This window comes from Microcoleus sp. AT8-A3 (assembly GCF_036705675.1).
GTDB lineage: Bacteria > Cyanobacteriota > Cyanobacteriia > Cyanobacteriales > Microcoleaceae > Microcoleus.
This window is the reverse complement of sequence record NZ_JAUBVD010000048.1, coordinates 1-21,374: the sequence shown is the minus strand read 5'-3', so window position 1 is coordinate 21,374 and position 21,374 is coordinate 1. Positions and strand designations below refer to the sequence as shown.

General features: G+C 46.5%; 14 protein-coding genes. 5 read left to right on the top strand and 9 right to left on the bottom strand.

Features of this window, described 5'->3' with window-relative positions:
- Positions 1-291 precede the first annotated feature (291 nt).
- On the top strand, positions 292-3,720 hold the full coding sequence (locus QUB51_RS23040) for a PAS domain S-box protein (RefSeq protein WP_333263548.1): 3,429 nt from the start codon (positions 292-294) through the stop codon (positions 3,718-3,720).
- A gap of 112 nt (positions 3,721-3,832) precedes the next feature.
- Here the strand turns inward: QUB51_RS23040 and QUB51_RS23035 are convergent, their stop codons facing one another.
- Entirely contained in the window at positions 3,833-5,149 is a 1,317-nt protein-coding gene (locus QUB51_RS23035; RefSeq protein ID WP_333211556.1) for a HEAT repeat domain-containing protein, read from the bottom strand.
- Positions 5,150-5,377: 228 nt separating this feature from the next.
- Between QUB51_RS23035 and QUB51_RS23030 the strand changes: the two genes are divergently transcribed.
- Entirely contained in the window at positions 5,378-6,247 is an 870-nt protein-coding gene (locus tag QUB51_RS23030) for a lipid kinase (protein WP_333231688.1), read from the top strand.
- Positions 6,248-6,820: 573 nt separating this feature from the next.
- Here the strand turns inward: QUB51_RS23030 and QUB51_RS23025 are convergent.
- The 4 genes from QUB51_RS23025 to hemW all read right to left on the bottom strand — a co-directional run bounded on the left by QUB51_RS23025 (position 6,821) and on the right by hemW (position 11,024).
- Entirely contained in the window at positions 6,821-8,386 is a 1,566-nt protein-coding gene (locus QUB51_RS23025; RefSeq protein WP_333231686.1) for an FAD-dependent oxidoreductase, read from the bottom strand.
- Between the two features lie 396 nt (positions 8,387-8,782).
- Entirely contained in the window at positions 8,783-9,055 is a 273-nt protein-coding gene (locus QUB51_RS23020; RefSeq protein ID WP_333057596.1) for a DUF1830 domain-containing protein, read from the bottom strand.
- 155 nt (positions 9,056-9,210) lie between these two features.
- The gene (locus QUB51_RS23015) at positions 9,211-9,429 is read right to left on the bottom strand and encodes a hypothetical protein (RefSeq protein ID WP_333057597.1); all 219 of its coding nucleotides are present in this window, start codon (positions 9,427-9,429) and stop codon (positions 9,211-9,213) included.
- 227 nt (positions 9,430-9,656) lie between these two features.
- Positions 9,657-11,024: a radical SAM family heme chaperone HemW gene (hemW, locus tag QUB51_RS23010; protein WP_333263544.1), complete on the bottom strand. Its 1,368-nt coding sequence runs from the start codon at positions 11,022-11,024 to the stop codon at positions 9,657-9,659.
- Positions 11,025-11,399: 375 nt separating this feature from the next.
- On the opposite strand from hemW, the gene QUB51_RS23005 reads away from it, so the two are divergent.
- Positions 11,400-12,479 carry a PIN/TRAM domain-containing protein gene (locus QUB51_RS23005; protein ID WP_333263560.1) on the top strand — a complete coding sequence of 360 codons (1,080 nt, stop codon included), beginning with the start codon at positions 11,400-11,402 and terminating at the stop codon, positions 12,477-12,479.
- A gap of 317 nt (positions 12,480-12,796) precedes the next feature.
- Here the strand turns inward: QUB51_RS23005 and QUB51_RS23000 are convergent, their stop codons facing one another.
- Positions 12,797-13,369 (bottom strand): Uma2 family endonuclease, encoded by a 573-nt coding sequence (locus QUB51_RS23000; protein WP_333057601.1) that lies wholly within the window; start codon positions 13,367-13,369, stop codon positions 12,797-12,799.
- Positions 13,370-13,901: 532 nt separating this feature from the next.
- On the opposite strand from QUB51_RS23000, the gene QUB51_RS22995 reads away from it, so the two are divergent.
- On the top strand, positions 13,902-15,149 hold the full coding sequence (locus tag QUB51_RS22995) for an MFS transporter (protein WP_333057602.1): 1,248 nt from the start codon (positions 13,902-13,904) through the stop codon (positions 15,147-15,149).
- Positions 15,150-15,354: 205 nt separating this feature from the next.
- On the opposite strand, the gene QUB51_RS22990 is transcribed toward QUB51_RS22995, so the two are convergent.
- Entirely contained in the window at positions 15,355-17,565 is a 2,211-nt protein-coding gene (locus tag QUB51_RS22990) for a Tex family protein (protein WP_333263541.1), read from the bottom strand.
- Positions 17,566-17,923: 358 nt separating this feature from the next.
- On the opposite strand from QUB51_RS22990, the gene QUB51_RS22985 reads away from it, so the two are divergent.
- Positions 17,924-18,763: a Uma2 family endonuclease gene (locus QUB51_RS22985; protein WP_333057603.1), complete on the top strand. Its 840-nt coding sequence runs from the start codon at positions 17,924-17,926 to the stop codon at positions 18,761-18,763.
- 147 nt (positions 18,764-18,910) lie between these two features.
- On the opposite strand, the gene QUB51_RS22980 is transcribed toward QUB51_RS22985, so the two are convergent.
- Together QUB51_RS22980 and QUB51_RS22975 are read right to left on the bottom strand one after the other, a co-directional pair.
- Positions 18,911-19,888: a class II fructose-bisphosphate aldolase gene (locus tag QUB51_RS22980; RefSeq protein WP_333058433.1), complete on the bottom strand. Its 978-nt coding sequence runs from the start codon at positions 19,886-19,888 to the stop codon at positions 18,911-18,913.
- Positions 19,889-20,096: 208 nt separating this feature from the next.
- Positions 20,097-20,831: a phosphoadenylyl-sulfate reductase gene (locus QUB51_RS22975; RefSeq protein ID WP_333058431.1), complete on the bottom strand. Its 735-nt coding sequence runs from the start codon at positions 20,829-20,831 to the stop codon at positions 20,097-20,099.
- Positions 20,832-21,374: the final 543 nt, after the last annotated feature.

The following is a 21,374-nucleotide window of genomic DNA, read 5'->3' as shown; positions in this document are numbered from 1 at the left end:
GGCACTTTAGTAATCTCTTCATCAAGCGCGCTCAATTGCTCTGTTTTTCCGTAAGTTGTGAATTCAAAAGATAGCATTGAATTTCGTACCTCCTTGGGAATTATAGTACCTCACTCTCCCTAAACCTCTCAATAAATGGACAAATATTTCAGGCAGGTTAGTTAAACCCTGCTGTGAACTTTCCTCCCCGGACTAAAGTCACTTTTGTTTTATGTTTTTTTGTGTATAAACTAGAAATTAGCGGGTCAGCAACACAAGTGCAACTAAGATCGATCGCACAGGAAAGCCGAAATGCTGCTCTTTATTAAGATTATGTCATTTAACCACAATTTTATTCCGCAAGATGGCTGTTGCCAGTGGCAACCCCAGTTGATGGGACTGCAGGTGGTCAGCGATGTGTTAATTGCCTTGGCTTATTATTCAATTCCAGCACTTCTGACATACTATGCCCGGAAGCAGCGGGACGTGCCTTTGAGCAAGGGGTTTATCCTATTGGGAGCCTGGTTTTTCTGGGGCGGGACAACTTACTTGATGCAAGTTTGGATGCTGGTGCACCCCAGCTACTGGCTGTCAAGTTCGATCGCCCCCGTTACCGCTATCATCTCTTTGTGGGCTGTAGCGTCCCTGAGACCTTGGATTTCTCAAGTGTTGGCTTTGGCTGGGGCGGCCTCTTTTCCAGGAAATACGGCGCTGGAATCTGAAAAGGTCGATCGACTGCAAGCCGACTCTGATATTACAAATTCCGTCCCCTCCCTCACAACCGAACTCCAGCAAATTAACCAGCAATTGCTTGCAGAAATAACGCAGCGAGAGCGAGTCGAGGATCTCCTGCTTGACACCGTAGGCAAGCTGCAAGAAAGCGAAGAACGCTTCCGCGTTTTTCAGGAATTATCTCTAGACGGTTTTAACGTGTTCCGCAGCATCCGCGACGAATCCACAATTGTGGATTTTGAATGGGAATACGTCAATCCTGCTGCAGCAAAAATTCAGCAGAGTACCCCAGAGGAATTAATCGGCAAGCGATTGCTGCAAGTGCTGCCGGGCCATAAATATAGCGGTTTGTTCGACAGTTACGTCCAAGTTACAGAAACAGGAATTCCCCTCGATACCGAGATTTATTACAACAGCGAAAGCGAAGGCATTGTCGGCTGGTTTCGGATTATGACCGTTAAATTGGGCGACGGCATTGCTATTTCTTTTGGCGATATTACTAAGCGCAAGCAAGTAGAAGCATCCCTGCGCGAGGCGCTGCAAAAACTCACTTCTCATTTTGAAAATACGCCCCTAGCGGTGATTGAGTGGGATGAAAACTTTCGTCTCAGCGGGTGGTCGCCGGCGGCCGAGAATATTTTTGGCTGGGAAAAAAGAGAAGTTTTAGGCAAGCATTTTAGCGACTGGAACTTTATTTCCAAGGGCGATTTGTCAGAGGTAGAATCTGCAATTTATAGTTTAAAAAAACCAGAAAATCGCTGCAATGTAGTTCGCAACAGCAATTATAATAAGAGGGGTTCGTTGGTACACTGCGAGTGGTACAATTCGGCTTTTTACAGCGATTCGGGACAGTTGGTATCGGTGCTGTCTCTGGTTTTGGACGTGACTGAACGCTTTAAGTTTCTGGAAGTGCTGCGACAGTCTGAAGAGCGGTTTCGGATTGCAGCAGAAAGTGCCAGTGATTTGATTTACGAATGGGATATCGAGACCGACATCGTGCTGTGGTTCGGTCACGTAGACGAACATTTGGAGTACGCAAAAGGCGGATTTCCGAGGACAAGAGCAGCTTGGAACAGTATCTTGCACCCGATCGACCGCGATCGAGTTTTGGTCGCAGTCGATCGGTATTTGAGTGCGCCAGACAGTTCTGCTGCCCCATTTTTTCAGGAATACCGCGTTCAGTGCCAACGGGGTGGCTTGCTCCATTGGATCGATCGGGGCAAAGCAGTGCTTGACAAACAAGGCAATCCCTGCAAATGGATCGGCGTAATTAGCGACATCACCGCTCGCAAAGAAGCCGAAGAACAGCGGAATTGGGCATTGGCGCGGGAACAGGCCGCTCGTCGCGAAGCCGAAGCCAGCGAACAGTTGTACCGCGTCCTCGCTGAAGCCATCCCGCAAATAGTTTGGACTGCCAGACCCGACGGCTGGCTCGACTACTACAACCAGCGCTGGTTTGAATATACTGGCTTGACGCTGGAGGAAACTCAAGGCTGGGGGTGGCAGCCAGTTTTGCATCCAGATGACGTGGAAGATGCTGTAGAAAGCTGGAAGACCTCGGTGCAGACGGGGAAGACTTACGAGGTGGAATACCGCTTTAAACGAGCCTCTGACGGGGCTTACCGCTGGCATCTGGGCAGGGCATTGCCCGTGCGGGACGCTGAGGGGAAAATTCTTAAATGGTTCGGGACTTGTACCGATATTGACGATCGCCAGCGATCGGCCCAAACAGCCTATTTTAACGCTCAAGCTTTGGCTTTGCTGTCGTCGGCTTCCCTGGATTACGAGAAGGCGCTGCAAGGTTTGGCAGATTTAACAGTACCGGGGCTAGGGGATTGGTGCTGTGTGCATTTGCTCGATGCCGACGGCTCGATCCGCTTGCAAGCAGTTGCTCACTCAGATCCGAGCAAAGTCGATCTGCTGTGGCAAATCGATCGGCGTATGCCACTCGACCCCCAGGGACGGCACGGAGTAGCAAAGGTGCTGCGGACTGGTGAGTCGAAGCTATACCCAGAAATACCGCAATGGGTGATCGAAGCAGTTGTCCCGGACAGGGAACTGCAGTTGGTGCTGCGCTCCCAATCCCAGGTGCTGTCGGCAATCTGCGTACCACTGATCGCTCGCGGGCGGACGCTGGGAGTGATTTCGTTGCTGTGCGGGGAGTCTGGCCGCCGCTGCGGGGTGGAGGATTTAATTTTGCTGGAGGATTTGGCGCGGGATGCGGCGGTGGCGATCGACAATGCGCGGCTTTACCGGGAAGCAGCGGAGGCCAACCGGATTAAAGACCAGTTTTTAGGAACGCTTTCTCACGAGTTGCGGACGCCTCTGAACGCGATTTTGGGCTGGGCCCAGATGTTGCGGCAGCGCCAGATGAGTGCCGAAAAAACGGCTGTGGGTTTGGAGACTATTGAGCGAAACGCGCGGTTGCAAACTCAGATGATTGAGGATTTGCTGGATGTTTCCCGGATTGTGAGCAACAAAGTGTGTTTGAAGCTGTTCCCGGTGGATTTGGTGCGGATTGTAGAAACGGCGGTGAAGGCGCTGATCCCTGATGCTGAAGCTAGGGGAATTGAATTGGTGAGTTTTTGTGGCGAAGGGGTGAGCTTGGTGAAGGGCGATGCTACTCGTTTGCAGCAGGTGGTGTCTAATTTGCTCTCGAATGCTATTAAGTTTACGCCGCCGTCGGGTCGCGTGGAAATCACGCTCTCGGAGGATGGGGAACCGGGAGCAGGGGGTGGCGCCATCTTGTCTGGGCCGTCTCCGGTTCACTCTGTTTCGATCGTTGTTAGCGATACGGGAATTGGCATCAGCAAGGAGTTTTTGCCCTTTGTGTTCGATCGCTTCCGCCAAGCTGACAGCACTTCTACGCGCAATTACGGCGGGCTGGGACTGGGGTTGGCGATCGTCCGCCATCTCGTGGAACTCCACGGCGGCAGTGTCTGGGCCGAAAGTCCTGGGGAAGGACTCGGCTCGACTTTCCGAGTCCGACTGCCAATTGAGCACAGCTAAAGTTGTGATTTTTCAGTTATCGAGTTCAAAATTCAATATTTAATTTCTACGTAAGGTGCTTATGGCGCACCCTAAATTTAAATGTTCTCCGTAAATCCGCCCGCTCTTAATTTTATTGCCATTCTTGCAGGGCGATCGCAATTCCTTGTTTCAATTTTGGTTCGAGACTCTCTTGTTTCACTAAGCTTTCTAATTTCTGCCTAGCCTCAGCAGCACCTAGCTGTTTGAGCGCTGCCATGCAGTGTAGCCTGACGCTGTTGTCTGCGTCGCCCAACATTGGAATCAGAGCATCTAGCCCTCTCATATCTCCTAATTTTCCTAAACCTAAAGCTAAAAATTTTTTGCTAACTGCCTCCTGCACGGCCGGATGATCGGTTTTCAACAAATCAATCAGAATTTCAGCAGCAACAGCTTTTAATTGCGGCTTTTCTACTCGCCCTAAAACCGTGACTATCTCTTGACAAACAGTATAATTTATGTTAGTAAATTGCGCCCTTAATGTCTGATGCAAATATGCTAAAGCGGTTGCAGTTTCCATCCAGCTTAGGGCGCGCACAGTTTCGATTTGCAATTCAACCGGAGTTATTGGCGATCGCAGCAATTCAAATAAAGCAGCAGCAGCAGCATCGGTTTTCACTCGCCCGATCGCGATCGCCGCTTGCTGACAAACTTCTAATCGGATGTCGGAAAGCAAAGGTTTGAGCAAGTTAACTAAATCTAATTCTGCATCTAAATAGGCGCGCACACCCAGAGCTCGCACGGCTTCTTTTCTGACTGCTGTCGCCGGATCTTTGAGTGCTGCTACCAGTACCGGGGGGATGCGGGAATCGTGAAAGCTGCTCAGGGCCTCGATTGCGGCTGCCCGCACCGCAACTTGAGAGTCTCCGACTACGCTCAACAGCGGTGGGATGGTTTCGGTGCGCCGAATTTGGGCGAGTGCTGCTGTTGCAAACTGTCGCGAGTCTTCTTGGAGTAGGAGAGTTGCGAGGGATTCTATAGCTGTCGGGCCGAAATTCCCTAGGGTTTCGGCGGCGATTTGGCTCAATTCTTCGTCGGAATTTTTGACTAATTCTACTAAAGCTTGAATCACTTCGGGGCTATTCCCTACGGGATAGCTTGGTTTCACGAACTTTCCGAGGATGCGGGCGGCAAACCACCGGGGTTCGGTGTCTGCGTCTTCGTCTTCGAGCACGGCAATTAAAGGTGCGATCGCGCCATCTCCCAGATTTGGCAATACTTTAGCAATTTCCCAACGGTCTTGAAAATCGCCCGATTTTAAGGCTTCTATTGCTAAACTGACAGCTTGCTCTAAAATGTGTTCTTCCTGCGGCTTGCTACCGTCGGCTGTCACTTGCTGCAAGCATTCAACTAACAAGGGCCAGTTTTGGCGAGCGGCCGCGACTTGCGCTTTTTGTAAAAAATTATACATGATTTTAAATTAAGTTCGATCCACAAGCGAGGTTTTTTGCTGCTAAGTCAGAGCCGGAGGGAGCTATTTTTTACAAATCTTTTGCTACAATTATCCATTTTTTAACATTTTTGTCAATCCATCATAACTGGTAAAATGGAAGTAAAGCATTAATTTCATGCAGTTAAGGCATCAAGCTATACTTTTTGTAATTTAAAAGACCCAATATTCCTAATTAAAAATTAACAAATGAAGAAAGCTCTACTTTTAGTAAACCAGCACTCCCGAAAAGGGCAAAAGCTATTATCTCAAGCCACTGTAAAATTAGAAGCACTGGGTTTTGAGTTAATTATAGAGTCTACCGACCACGCCCACGAACTTTCCGACACGATTCGCCGCTACCAAAATCGAGTCGAATTAGTAATAATTGGCGGTGGCGACGGCACTCTCAACGCCGCCATAGAAGGTTTGATAGACACCAAGTTACCCTTGGGTATTTTGCCCATGGGAACAGCTAACGACCTAGCCCGCACTCTGAGAATCCCTACAGATTTATCAGCAGCTTGTCAAGTAATCGCCAGGGGTAAAGTTCGACTAATAGACCTAGGTTGGGTGAACGGCAAGCATTTTTTTAATGTGGCGAGTTTGGGATTGAGCGTGCAAATTACCCAGCGGCTGACTAAAAACGTGAAGCAGCGCTGGGGAGTTTTAGCTTATGCTTTTACTGCTTTGCAGACAATTTTGTCAGCGCGACCGTTCCGAGCAGAAATTAAGGTAAACAACCAATCTTTTAAGGTGAAAACTATTCAAATTGCCATTGGCAACGGTCGCTATTACGGCGGAGGGATGACAGTAGCCGAGGATGCCACAATCGACGACAAGCGACTGGATTTGTACAGTTTGGAAACAATACACTGGTGGGAAATCATTGCTTTGCTGCCGGCTATGAGGCAAGGAAATTATACCAGTTCGCCTAACGTTCGCGTCTTGTACGCTCAAGAATTTGAGGTGAATACTAGCAAACGCCGTCCGATTAATACCGACGGTGAAATCACAACTTACACGCCTGCAAAATTCCGAGTCATTCCCCAAGCTTTAGCAGTTATAGCTCCTTCATAACTCATGACTTATATAATTATGTTGTGGAACAGGCCTCTTGCCTGTTCATATATAATTATGTTGTGCAACAGGCCGGAAAGCCTGTTCATATATTTGCCACGGGCAAGATGCCCGTGCCACAATTAATTAATCAATAAATTATATTATGTTGTGGAACAGGCCGGAAAGCCTGTTCATATATTTGCCACGGGCAAGATGCCCGTGCCACAATTAATTAATCAATAAATTATATTATGTTGTGGAACAGGCCGGAAAGCCTGTTCATATATTTGCCACGGGCAAGATGCCCGTGCCACAGTTAATTAATCAATAAATTATATTATGTTGTGGAACAGGCCGGAAAGCCTGTTCATATATTAGCCACGGGCAAGATGCCCGTGCCACAATTAATTAATCAATAAATTATATTATGTTGTGGAACAGGCCGGAAAGCCTGTTCCTATATTTGCCACGGGCAAGATGCCCGTGCCACAATTAATTAATTAATCAATAAATTATCTTGTGTTGTGGAACAGGCATCTTGCCTGTTCATATATTTGCCACTAGCAAGATGCCCGTGCCACAATTAATCAATTAATAATCGCCTCCAGCGCCATATTGCCACGCTTCAACTAATCGGTGAAAATAGTATTGCTGCTCCGGCGCTAAATTTTTTACCTGCGGTTCTACGGCTTTCCCCAAAGGCTGCAATCCCGTATAAATTCCTAAATTTACATAATGAACCATCCAATCGAGCAAATTAGTTATTCCTACCTGCGGGATAATTTTCATAACTAATCCGGGATGGCTAATTGCTGTTTTAAACAGAGTTTGGGACAAAGCCGGAAACAGCACGATATCTTGAAGAAACGGTTTGAGTACCGGTTCTCCCAACTCTTCCATAACCTGAAATACGGCAGCCAAAAGTTGATTGATTTGATTTGGGTCTATTTTCTGATTCATCGCAGCACTCATCGAACGCTGAAACAACCAGGTGACAGATAGATTCGGCTGGTAGGGTTGCAAAAGTGCGAGGGAATTTTTGTCGAGACTGTCGCTTGTCAAAGCTTCGTCAATTCCTAAAGTCAAGCGTTTGAGGTGACGCACCATTGCGCCGAAACCGCCGAAGCTGAGGGGAGATTGGCTACCGCTGCTGTCTCCGACTGGGAGTAGGCGATTCCAAGGCGTTTTTAGAGGACTTTGGCGATAGCAGGGAAAAAATCCGTAGAGTGCTCTTTGGAATTTTAACTGTTCGAGTTCGACGTTTTGATATTGGGGAAGCAAGCGCAAATACTCTTCAAATAATGTTTCTAAACTGAATCTTTCTGTGTCGGCGTCTATGTAGGTAAATAAGTAGGTGGTGCGGCCGTCTCTGGCTGGAAATGCTTCCCAAAAATATTGGCACTGATTTTGCATTGGGGTGAAGGATGCAAATATGTCGCCGGTGTCGTTTTTGGGGTATCCTTGAGCGCAACTGCCGACTACTAAACATACGGCGTCGGGTTTTTTCCCTTGTCTAGCTTGGCGGACAATGGGCGAAAAGTGTCCCATTGCATCTAATAATAATCGGGTTTTAAATAAATTTGTAGCAGGTGGTGTATCGGTATTTGCAGATTCTACTAAGACTCCATTTGGGTGAATGGTTGCTGTTTTAAATGGTGTATTTTCAAATAGCTTTCCTCCAGCTTGGAGGAATCGCTGTTTCAGGGTTTCTAGGAGGTAAACTGGGTCTATTCCGATGTTGAGTACGTCGCGCACCCAAATGTCTGGGGTGTTGGCAAAGCTGATGCGGGCTGGGTTATATTCGGTGGCTATGGCCTTTTCTATCTCTTCAACAGAGAGCAAATTTAGTTCTAAGAATGCGTCTAATTCTTTGCGAGAAATGTTCCATTCTTGATCGCGGCCTCGCAGGGTGCCGCGTTCTATCAAGGCTACTCGCCAACCCCGCACGGCTAAGGCTGTACCGATTAATATTCCTAGGGTTCCGCCGCCGATAACTATGTCGAAGTCGAGGGTTTCGAGGGGTTGTTGGCTGTGTTTGACTGCTTGGGCTGCTGGTGCGGTGTTTTGTTTGAGGTTTTCCCAGAGTCGATCGACTTTTCTCAGGCCTGTGAGGGCGTCTCCTGGCATTTGGGAGAGGATTTGTTCGGTGAGGGACATCGGGTTTTAGGATTGAAGAGTGGTGGATTTTTTATAATTTAGCTTAGATCCACATTTCCGACAGTTTCAGGGCTGACGCATGGGGTGGCGAGAATCCCGGTTTATACTAAGAGGTTGCACCCTTGTCAATAAGCTTTTTAGGAACAGGCTTTCCGGCCTGTTCCACAAAGAGTAGATTTTCTTGTGGAACAGGCCGGAAAGCCTGTTAAGCGAGAATGGTGCAAGATGTGAGTTTCTACGAATTTGGGGCTTAGTAACGAGAAATCTAGGAATCAACCGGGTTTATGAGGTTGGGAGTGCGATCGCGAACCGAGTTTTTATAATCATACAAAGAAACCCGGTTTATGAAAAAAAACCGGGTTTCTACCTCTCGTTGGTAAGTCTGGGGAATTATCTTCAATCAGCCGTACTTAATTCTTCAACTCGCAGCCGATCGCACAAAATTCGCTCGCACACTATACCACCCGTATCCGCACTCCTGCAAACTTCTAATTGAGCTTCCGGCAACGCTTCAAACAAAAAACGCTCTCCCGGAAAAACCGTCCGCTCAAAATACCAATTAGGAATATTTGTAATGCGAGCGATTTGCACTTTGCTAGTATTATTAAGATACCAACACAAAATGCGCGTATGACCTTCGGAAATTACCTGATTTAGTGTCAAATTCATCTTTTTAACTTGTTTGTGCAATGGTGCGAGCGAGTGGCAAAAGACCTAAGCTTATTATAGCATATTCCCAGTTAAAACAGAATTTTTTATACATTTTTTATACATTTTTTGGGTTAATTAATAAATTTCTCCGGGAAAACATCAGCGCCTTCCCCCTATTCCCAAGAAGGTGCAAAAGTCGGCATTGCTAAAGTGCAAGATTTCCATCCTCCCTTAACAGGTGCATTCAACAATTGACAGTGACCGACAGAACCTCTTGCCTGTTGGTAGTGACCGCAAAAATTACACTTGGAAGCCGGATTGCACCCGCGCTCGCTAATTACAAGGCTGGGCTGCTTTTGGGTTTGGTTGCGCTCGATAGTTAAAGTGTTCATTAAATTACTTTTTAAATGTTCAGTCTTAAGTATGACGGCTGGAGTGCAGTCGTGGCGTCTATCTCAAGGCTTAGTTCACCTTTAAGATTTGTTTAGGGATCGATATAAAATATATTATTTTTGAGATGATCGAGCTAGGGAGCAATTGAATTTCCTTTCGATCGCATTGGCGGCCACGGCTTTAGGGTCGATCGCGCTTGCCGGGGGATATACTTCCTGAGACAGAGCTAATTATCCTCGCCTAACTTGCTGAACAAATCGGCTAAAATTGTATTAGAAAATAAAAAACCTTCGGGATCGCTCAACCTCAAATTGCCCGAAAGCGGCAGTTTCGAGGCCTCGCCTAAAGTTGCGTGAAGCGGAGCTATCCCGTAGGGAATCGCCCTATCCTCTGTCATAATTTCCACAAATCCTTGTCGCCAGTAGGGCTGCAAACAACGCCAAATTTTATCAACCGTTTGCTGACTAAACTTTTCAGTCAGCGCCCTGATGCTAACTCCTTCTGCTAAACGCAAGCCTAGCATCAAGGTTTCTAACAAAACGTCATTTTCTGAAACTGGAAAACTTGGCTCAATTCCTGGGTAAATATCCTGCGGGGTTTCTCCCCCAATTTTAGGAGTACCAGGGGAATTGAGGCCAGAGATCGATCGCACCCACTGATAATATTCTTGAGTTTTGCGAGGCCTTGTCAACCTCCTGCCTTCGACGTAACTCGCCGCCCCCATTCCCAAACCGTAATAAGGGCGATTTTCCCAATAAACGCGGTTGTGGCGGCACTGATAGCCATCGCGAGCGTAATTAGAAATTTCGTAATGTTCGTAGCCAGCGCCGGTCAGAATTTCCCGCGCTAAACGGTACATTCCAGCAGCGGTGTCATCTGCTGGTAGCGGCTGCGCGCCTGCTTCAAAGTAGCGCCCGAAAGCAGTTAAGGGCTCAACAATTAAGTCGTAACTCGACAGGTGAGTCGGGGAAATTTCCACCGCCGATTTCAGGGAAGCTTCCCAGTTTTCTAAAGTTTGGTGCGGCAGTCCCGAAATTAGGTCTAAACTGAAATTGACAATACCAGCCGATCGCACTATTTCCACTGCTTCAAAAATATCAGCGACAGAGTGCGATCGCCCGCAAGCTTGCAGCAATTCATCCTGAAAAGCCTGCACTCCCAAACTAACTCTATTTACTCCCGCCGCTGCATATCCCCGCAACTGTTCTAAAGTAAACGTACCGGGGTCTATTTCGATAGAAATTTCCGCCTCAGCAGCAATCCCAAATTTGCCGTCGAGAGTCTCTAAAATATTGCTCAACTGACTGACAGAAAGCAGCGAAGGCGTGCCGCCACCAAAAAAAACTGTTTTCAGAGATGCGCCTAAATTTTTAGTTTCTTGAATTTCTTGACACAGTACAGCAACGTATTGGACTATGGTGCCGGAATTCTCGCCATTTTTGCGATCGCCCACCACAAAAACCGGAAAATCGCAGTAGTAACAGCGGCGGCGACAAAAAGGTATATGCAGGTAAGCCGAACTAGGAATGCCGGAATTTGCCGCTTGCACACTTTTTTTTAATTCAAATGTTAAATAATCTGTGGGAGGGTTCATTATATCTCAAGCCGAAAGCGCCACTTCAAATCTAAAGTTTTAATTAAACAATCATGAATAATTATGTATATTATGACATTTTCTGACAAAAAAAGGGGTGCGAACCATCGGCTCTTTTAATTTAACCTCGTACCCGTTTCGATCTGCCAAAATTCCCCAACAGCCCGCAGCGCGCTCTATTCGCACCTCGTGCCTGCTGGCGGCGGGGCGCGCTAAATCCCGATCGGCTCCCTGGCACATCCCCCAAAGGGTACAACGGGTAAATATAAGTTTATAAAAATCCCTCAGCAAATATAGCGATATCCGACCAAAGCATGAAAACAAGTATCAGCACCGGAAAGATATAATGTGAATAAATTCATTAACCTAGAACTAATGCTAGACGCAATCATAATAATCTCATTCATAATCGCAGGCGGAGGCATCGGCTATTACGGAGTCGAACTGCTGCCGAGCAATCTGCTGCTGCAAGTTACAAATATACAAGGTTTAAGTTCTGTACTAGGCTCGTTTGGAGCATTAATTGGCTTCGTGATGGGATTAGTGGCTCAAACAACCTATCGGCGCCTAGAAAAACAAGTCCGCGATATGCCTGTTGAGATGCTGCTGACGCGGGCGATCGGCTTAATCATCGGACTGCTAGTAGCGAACTTAATGCTGGCTCCGCTGTTCCTGCTGCCCATACCCCGCGAGTTCGGCTTCATCAAACCTCTAGTCGCAGTCTTAGGTAGCGTCATGTTCGGCTTCACAGGCGTCAGCTTAACAGACACCCACGGCCGCGCTTTCTTGCGCCTGATTAACCCCAAAAGCTTTGACACCGTGTTGCTAACCGAAGGTACTTTCAAACCAGCAACTGCCAAAGTTGTCGATACTAGCTGCATTATTGACGGCAGAATTGAAAACTTGCTAGAAACAGGTTTCCTCGAAGGTCAAATTATCGTGCCGCAATTCGTGCTCCAAGAACTGCAACTCGTAGCTGATTCCGCCAACGATCAAAAGCGAGTGCGCGGGCGCCGAGGCTTAGATGTACTCAACCGCATCAAAGAAACATATCCAGAGCGCATTCAAATTCACTCGGCAGACTACGAAGATATTGCCACAGTCGATGCGAAATTAGTCCGATTTGCTTTAGATATCGACGGCATTTTGCTCACCAACGATTACAACTTATCGAAAGTAGCTGCCGTCCAAAAACTGCCGGTTTTGAATATCAACGATTTGACTCATGCGGTGCGCCCGACTTATTTGCCGGGAGATACGATCGAACTAAAAATCCGCAAAGAAGGCAAAGAACCCTCTCAGGGAATCGGTTACTTGGATGACGGCACAATGGTTGTCGTAGAAGCAGGAAGCAGCTATGTCGGAGGCGAAGCCAGAGTCGTAGTCACCAGCGCCCTGCAAACCAGCGCCGGCCGCATGATATTCGCCCGTCCTCAAGAATCCGTTATTGTTTAAAACTGAGTAACAATGGCCAGGGCAATCAGAATCAAATATTGCGATCGCTGTTCCCAATCTGCCCCGACTCTCTACCGCGCCCGGTATGACGAGTCGGGGCAGTGGTTTTTTTTGTGTCTTAAATGTTGGGAATCGGTAAGTAAAAACAATCCTTTTTACTTCTACGGTGGCACTTGGAAAGCCAGCAAGAAAAAATAGCAATTACCAGCTTCTTCTTCTTTTCTCTTCCTACCCTACGGGAACGGCTTCGCCGAACGCGTCCTTAGCGTCTTCGCGGTTCAATCGTATCAATATCAGTGATTCTAGAGTAATTAAAATCAACCAATCCCGATCGCATCTTCATACAATGTCTCGATCGCACAGCTAAAATTCACGCTAGCAAACTGAACTTCTTGTCCTTGACTGTAAGGATAAAGCACCCACAAACCCTCTGCATTCCGGCGAAAACACTCTACACTAACTCTTTCTTGATTGATTAATACATACTCTTGCAAACTTTCGGAAGTACGGTAATCGGCAAACTTTTCACCTCTGTCAAAAGCCGCTGTTGTTGGCGATAAAACTTCCACAATTAAGCGCGGGTAGATAATGAAATCTTCAGCAGTATTTCTGTCCCGTTCATCGCAACTCACCGCTACATCGGGATAGTAATAGAAATTTGATGTCTCATTCCGAACTTTCATGTCTGCCATGTAAGTTATGCAGCCACTTCCCCGAAGATGGTTTCTCAACAAAGTTGCTGCATTTACACTAATGATGACATGAGCTTTGCTTGCCCCTGCCATTGCATAGATTTCACCTTGTCTGTACTCGTGTTTGATCGGACTGACTTTCTCGCCTGCTAAATAATCTTCAGGAGAGACGTAGGTGTCGCTTTTACTTGCAACCATATAATTTTAAGGTTGGTGAGGATTACACAATTATAGCCCAATACGCTTGGGTTAGCGCTTTCAGACGAATTTCATTTCACGCATTTATGAGAGTTGCAAACTTGTGAAAGGAAATCAGATTATTCTTATCCCCAGCGTATTGTTTAATGTGTAGGTTTTCTCGCCACACATTCGATTCATGGGGAAATTGAATGCGATCGCACAGCCATCAAACAAACCACTTTGTGGGATTAAAAAATTTCTGTCAATGCGTAAATCCTAGCTTTGCTGATAACCTGAACTAATAAGTCTTATAAGAAATTCTGTATCTAAATATACTATTTTTGTATAAATCATGACATTTATCAAGGTATCCTGACATTAAGGGCTAAATTCCACACCTTACCTACAAAATTTGTAACCTCCAGAGTTGAGAAGGTACTCCAAGCTTTCACCAGTCCATCGCCCTTGGCTGTCGGCGTTGGCACTCCAGCTAAGTTCTCAGATTTTAGTCGTCCGTGAAATGTGATATGAGTTGAAATCTCCCAAATTCATGCCGAAACTAAAAGAATCTTTTAATCACCCCCATACCGAACCAGCCGATACCGCGATTCGCCTAAAGCAGCATAAAGACCTGTTTTCCTGGCTTTCGATCGCTGCGGGGCTAATTTTTCTACAGGGGTACATGATTGCTCCCCTGATTCCACGTTTGGCTGAAGTTTTTAATGTTCCGGTTCAGGAAATCGGCTTTATCGTTCCAGCCTATATGCTGTCCTATGCACTGATGGCATTATTCTTCGGCCTCCTGTCCGATCGCTTTGGTCGATGGTCTATTATTCGCATCTCGCTTGCTCTTTTTGTCATTTTCACCGCTTTAACTGCCACGGCCCAAAATGCTTCGCAGATGGCAACCTGGCGGCTATTAACCGGGATTGGAGCAAGTGGTGTGATTCCCCTTACCTTCGCCTTAATTGGCGATTTATTCCCGTTCGATCGGCGAGGTGCCAAGCTAGGATTGGTGTTTGCAGCAATGGAAGGGGGAATGGCAGCAGGCTCTGCGGGGGGAGCGATTCTTGAGCCATTTGTAGGTTGGCGAGTGCTCTTTCTAGGTACTGCTTTGCTTGCTGCTGTTGTGCTTTGGCGCCTTCATCCTTACGGTTCTTTATTTGATACACCAAAAGTCACCAAATTACCGCCTATTCGCCAAATCTTTAGGGGATACAGCCAGATATTAGCAACCTTTCGGGGGCAGCGTACATATGCTTATGTTCTGTGGAATGGTATTTACCACTCTGGGGTATATACATGGCTAGGGTTGTATTTATCGCAACGGTACGGTATGGATGCCTTGAGCATTGGTTTAAACATTCTTGGGTACGGCATTCCCGGTTTATTGCTAAGTTCTTTCATTGGTCAAGCCGTCGATCGGTGGGGACGGCGTTGGCTCGTTCCAGCAGGGTTGGTAATGGCTGCTGTGGCTGGGATTGCAATGATTTTTGAGATTCCGCCACTGGGAACGACGATCGCAGTTCTTATTTTGTCTTTAGGGTATGACCTGACTCAACCGTTGTTTGTCGGAATTGTGACCGATCTCGGAGATGACAACAATTTGGGGCAAACGATGGGACTGAAAGTATTTACTCTCTTTACTGGATTTGGTGTAGGCAGTCTCGTATTTGGAGAGCTACTGCGCTTTGGATTTGGGCCTTCTCTCGCTATCTTTGGTGGCATTCAGTTGATAATTGGTTCGATCGCAGTCCCACTATTCTGGCAGGAAGTCCCCTCTCGATTACGGGGTTAGCGACTGTTGCCCAAAGCAATGTTGCATACATTAATACTGCTCAAATCATTGCGCTCACTGTTCTGTTGTAGAGCATCTATAGAGCAATACGCTTGGGTTAGCCCTTTCAGACGAATTTCATTTCACGCATTTATGAGAGTTCCAGACTTTTGAAATACTCACCGCGCCTTCAGGCCGGTGAGTATTTCACCTTTCCCCCAAAGTTTCAACGTCGGCGCGGGGCCGGAAGCCTCGCACTATTGCCATTTTGCGGTTGCGGTTTTTCTTGCAACTTCATCGTCAAACTAACCCGCTTTAACTTCTCATTCACCTCCAAAACCCGCACTTTCACAACTTGTCCGACTTTGACAATCTGTTTGGGGTCATCTACAAAGCGATCGGCTAATTGAGAAACGTGAACCAAACCATCTTGGTGCACTCCCACATCAACAAAGGCTCCAAAGTTAGCTACATTCGTGATTATGCCTTCTAATTCCATCCCAACTTGCAAATCGGAGATTTCTTTGATTCCTGCTTGGAAAGTGGCATATTTAAACTCGGCACGCGGGTCTCTTCCCGGTTTTTCTAGTTCCGAAATAATGTCTCGGAGTGTTGGTTCTCCGACTTTCTCTGTGACATATTTCTTGATGTTTACAGTCTTGATTTTTTCAGATATTTGTGTTATTCCAGTCAGCGGCAAGTCTAAATCCTTGGCGATCGCCTGCACGACAGGATAACTTTCGGGATGAACTGCTGTATTGTCCAGGGGGTTTTCGCCGCCGCGAATGCGGAGAAACCCGGCTGCTTGTTCAAAAGCTTTTGGCCCGAGTTTGGGAACTTTCAGGAGTTGGCGGCGATTTTTAAACGCGCCATTTTCGTTGCGGTAATTGACGATATTTTTGGCAACTGTTGCCGTCATTCCTGACACAAATGTTAGCAGTTCTTTCGAGGCTGTGTTTAAGTCAACTCCGACATAATTCACGCAGCTTTCGACAGTTTCGTCGAGTTTCTTTTTGAGCAGTTTTTGGTCAACATCGTGCTGGTATTGACCGACTCCTATTGATTTCGGGTCGATTTTCACGAGTTCGGCGAGGGGATCTTGCAAGCGTCGTCCGATGCTGACTGCGCCGCGGACGGTGATGTCGAGATCGGGAAATTCGGCGATCGCCACCTCGCTTGCTGAATAAATCGATGCACCGGATTCATTCACCATGACTTTAATCGGTTTTCTTTCCATTTGGGCCAAAACTTCCGAAACAAATTCGTCTGTTTCGCGGGAAGCTGTACCGTTGCCGATCGCGATTAATTCAATTTTATATTTTTCAATTAAATGCTTGACAATTTTACCCGCTTGTTGTCGCTGAGCGGCCGCTTGGTGGGGAAAAATTGCTTGATATTCTAAAAATTGCCCGGTTTCATCGAGGGCGGAAACTTTACACCCCGTGCGAAATCCCGGATCGATCGCCAATGTGGGTTTCATTCCCGCCGGCGCCGACAGCAGCAACTCGCGCAGGTTGGTTTCAAAAGTGGCGATGGACTCGATATCAGCGACTGCTTTGTTGTGCGATCGTACTTCCGTGATTAACGAAGTCTTCATCAGTCGGTTGAAGGCATCCTTCAAAGTCGATCGATAAAACTCTTTAACTTCTGGTATCCTAGTTCTAATTTCCTGACTTTCCAAATAAGCCATCACGGCGGATTCATCAAAAGCCAGTTCCAAATCTAAAACCCCTTCCGTTTCCCCGCGAAACAGCGCTAACATATTGTGCGACTGAACGCTTCTCGCTGCAACTTGATAATTGCGGTACATTTCAAATTTAGTGCTTCCTTCCGGGAAATCCTCTTTAATTTTAGAGACAAAAACTCCTGTTTTCATCAAAAATTCTCGCAAATAAGCCCGCAATTCAGCTTTTTCCGAAACCGCTTCCGCCAAAATATCCCCAGCACCTTTGAGAGCTTCTTCTGCTGTTTTCACTCCCTTTTCTTCCGAAATATATTTACCTGCTTCCGCCTCAAAGTCTGCTGGTTTAGCCGTCGGCAAGTTCAGACTTTTGATAAAATTTGCCAGCGGTTCCAAACCTTTTTCCCTAGCAATTATCGCTCGCGTCCGTCGCTTGGGTTTATAAGGCAGATAAAGGTCTTCTAGTTCGTTTTTTTGCAAACATGATTCGATTTTAGCTTGCAATTCTTCAGTGAGTTTCCCCAGAGAGCTAATCGTCTCTAAAATAGACTTTTTGCGCTCTTCAATTTCCGTCAAATAGGTGAAGCGATCGGAGATGTCCCGCAACTGAATTTCATTCAGCAAATCCGTGCGTTCTTTGCGGTAGCGGGCAATAAACGGAATAGTTGCTCCCTCGGCGAAAAGTTCCAGAGCATTATTGACTTGAGACAGATTGATGGAAAGTTCTTGAGCAATCAGTTGAGGAATGTCGATCATAGTGCAGAATTTCGGGTCAGGCGATTTTAGATTTTGGATTGACTTGCGCGAGATCAATTCGGGGGCGTGAGGATTTTAGATTTTAGATTTTGGATTGATTCCACGGATAAATTCAAGGGCTTGTACCATCAACAAATTCTTGGTCAATTTTAGATTTTAGATTTTAGATTAACTTCACAGAATAGAGCAAGAAAAGGGATTGTCCCAATTTTGTTAAAATCGTTTTCTAGGAGTGCGATCGTCTCGCACGGCAAAGCCGATATCTCTCGCTTCTAGCTCTCCGGCTTGCACTCCTGTGAAAGCATCATTGGGATGTTCCCATGATGTTAGCATAAATGGAGTCATTTCTCAATATTATATGTTTCCTTTTAAATATCCTGTGCCGCAAACCGATCCGCCGCGATCGCCCAGAGAAACGCTGCCGACGATGTACGATTTACCCAGCGAAGACCCGGATGAACCTGGTTTGCCTGACGAATTTCACGATTTGCAGCCGCAGTTGTTGAGTCTGACGTTTCGGCCTCGGAATTATCCGGCTTCTGAGATATTTAGCGGCACCGACATGAACCTTTATTATGACGTGCAGCACACTCTGTGGCACAAGCGGCCGGATTGGTTTGGAGTTGTGGGAGTTCCCCGACTTTACGATCGATCGGAACTGCGGATGAGTTATGTTACTTGGCAGGAAGGTGTGAATCCTTTTGTAATTGTAGAACTGCTTTCGCCGGGAACGGAAAAAGAAGATTTAGGCGACAATACCGATGAGGAAAAGTTGCCACCTCAGTCGGGAAACACTGCCGGTAACGGGCAAGTTTTGGATGCCGAGAGGAAGGATGAACCGCCAAGAAAATGGGAGGTTTACGAGCAAATTTTGCGGGTTCCTATTTATGCTGTTTTCAGCCGCTATACTAACAAATTGCGAGTGTTTGAATTGAAGGGCGGACACTATCAAGAATTAGAATTGCCCGAGTCGCGAGTGTGGATTCCTGACCTAAGTTTGGGCTTGGGTTTGTGGCAAGGAGAGTTTCAGGGAGTCGATCGACTGTGGTTGCGCTGGTATGATGTTGATGGCAATTGGATTCTCACTGAAGCGGAACAGCAACGGCAGCGGGCAGAGTCAGCGGAAGCTCAATTGCAGTCTTTAATTCGGCGGCTGCGGGAATCTGGCATCGATCCCGATCGATTTTTAAACGGTTAGAGAAGACTGAAGTCCTGACTAATATTATGTCCGGTCGATTACCCCTAATACGGTACGGGCGGGTTCACGAAAAATATCTGCCCATAATTGACAATCTCAAAAACCCGCCCTTTTAATCGCTGGTTCGCAGTCAGGACTTTAGTTTTTTTACTTCACAAGAAGACAGAAAGCCTCACTATACACAGGCTTTAAGATTTGATCGAAACTTGATTGGTTGCGGCTTGTGTGTTTGTTGCTGGTACTCTTTGCGGTTAAGTCATCCGCGTAGGGAGAATGATGCAAATAAGCTTTACCGACAGAACCAAAAAGTTGCAGTTTGTCAGAAATGACCGATTGCATGGCATCGATAGCTTTTTCCATTATTTCCAACAAATCCGGATCTGCCTCAGAAATGCTACTTTTTAACACGTCCATATAAGCTTCGCGAATTTCCGTATTCACATTAAATTTAGAGACTCCCAATTTAATACATTGATGAATCATTGACTCCCGCAAACCGCTAGCACCGTGCATCACTAACGGCACTGAAACAGCAGCGCGGATTTTGGCCAGACGTGGAAAATCGAGTTTCGGTTCGCTGAGATATTTGCCGTGAACGTTACCAATTGTTACGGCTAAAAAATCCACCTTAGTTTCTTTGATAAACTCTACGGCTGATACCGGATCGGTCATCCTTGCGGCTTTCTCCTCGATTGTCAAACCTTCTTCCCGGCCGCTAATTCTGCCGATTTCTGCTTCAACTGCCGCACCGTTAGCGTGGCATAATTTAGTCATTTCCCGGCTAAATATTAAGTTTTGTTCGTAGGGCAAAAAAGAACCGTCTGCCATAGTTGATTTGATGCCGGCGGCTAGGGCGAGGTGAATGTCTTTTTCTGAGGTGCTGTGATCTAAGTGTACTGCGATCGGCATTAAAGATTTGCGGGCCGCTTCCATGCACAGCGCGACTAAAGGCGATTTTCCGTATTGGATGGCACTGGGGTGAAGTTGCAGTATAGCAGGACTGTGCAGCGCTTCTGCCGCATTGATGACGGCTTTTACTCCTTCGAGGTTGTAGACGTTAAAAGCGCCGATCGCATAACCATTTCTCAAGGCCGTGTTCAGCAATTCCCTAGTTGACGCGAGCATATAGTACCTACTTTAAAAACTTTTCTGAATGTCGATCATTCTATCAAAGTTCTAGGCCCAGCTCAGCTTAATTTGTGTTTATTTTAATTGCGAATTCTTCGGCTACGATTTATGTGAAGTGCATTGATTCTTGAGTAAGGTGCGTAAGGGCGCACCTTACGATTTGTTTGGTAAGCCTAGCGCACCTTACTCCTTGAGTGATTTACTACTAGGTTTGTGCGTTACCAGCGTGCAAACCGCATTCTTTTACGGTCGCTTCTTCCCACCACCAGCGACCTTCGCGTTCGTGTTGGTTCGGCAATACCGGCTTTGTACAAGGTTCGCAACCAATGCTTACAAAACCGCGTTCGTGCAACTTGTTGTAAGGCACATCCAAAGCGCGAATGTATTCCCAAACCTCTGCCGAAGACCAGTTTGCTAAGGGATTGAATTTAATTAATTCATGGTCAGGAGTTGAGAATGCAGTGTCAACTTCAATAACCGGAATACCGTTGCGGGTACTGGGACTTTGGTCTTTCCGCTGACCGGTAATCCAAGCATCGAGAGTATTCAGTTTGCGGCGCAGCGGCCTGACTTTCCGCACGCCACAGCATTCTTTGTGACCGTCTTGATAAAAACTAAACAATCCCTTTTCTTCTACTAGGGCTTGTACTTCGGCTGCATCGGGAAACATTACTTCTAATTTAATGCCGTAATGTTTTCTGACTCGATCCAAAAACTGATAAGTTTCCGAGTGTAATCGTCCGGTGTCTAGGGTGAAAACGCGGAAATTCTTGGTGATTTTTGAGGCAATATCGATCAAAACTACATCTTCAGCCCCGCTGAAAGAAATGGAGATATTGTCAAAATTTTCTAGGGCAAATTTGAGAATGTCTCGCGGTGTTTTTTGACTGTATTCTGCTTCTAGGGCGGCAATGTTGAGATTTCTTTGGATGGCAACCATATTTTCGGGTTTTCGGTGTTCTTTTCCTCTAGCCCTTTATTATAGCCGATCGCCGTCTCTCTCTCGCCGACTAATTTGACAATCCAGCAATGTCGTCCGGGGCCCCCGGATTCATCCGTGAAGCGAAAAAAAAGCTTTGAATCCTCATCGCCAGCCCCCTGGGTTTATCAGTGAGGTCGCTTTCTTCAATCTCTTCAATTTCGTCAATCTAAAATCTAAAATCTAAAATCTAAAATCGACTGGCCGCATCTTGCAGCAGTCTTTTCGGCTGGGCCCACAATCAAGCTCAAGGATGGCGATCGCCCACTGGCAGAAGTTTTGGTGAACCCAAAACTCCTCTACTGGGTAAAATGGGACTGTCGCGCGATCCATTGAATTTGCCCCCCAATTATAAATCCCACACAATAAAATTATTTAAATGTCATTGTTACAATCCGAAAAATTGACTCGTCTCATTAATTAAATAAGGATCGCGAATTAAATAACTTACAATTTTAATTGTTATTGTGGGATGGGCGTCCCGCCCGTCCTTTTTGGACGGGC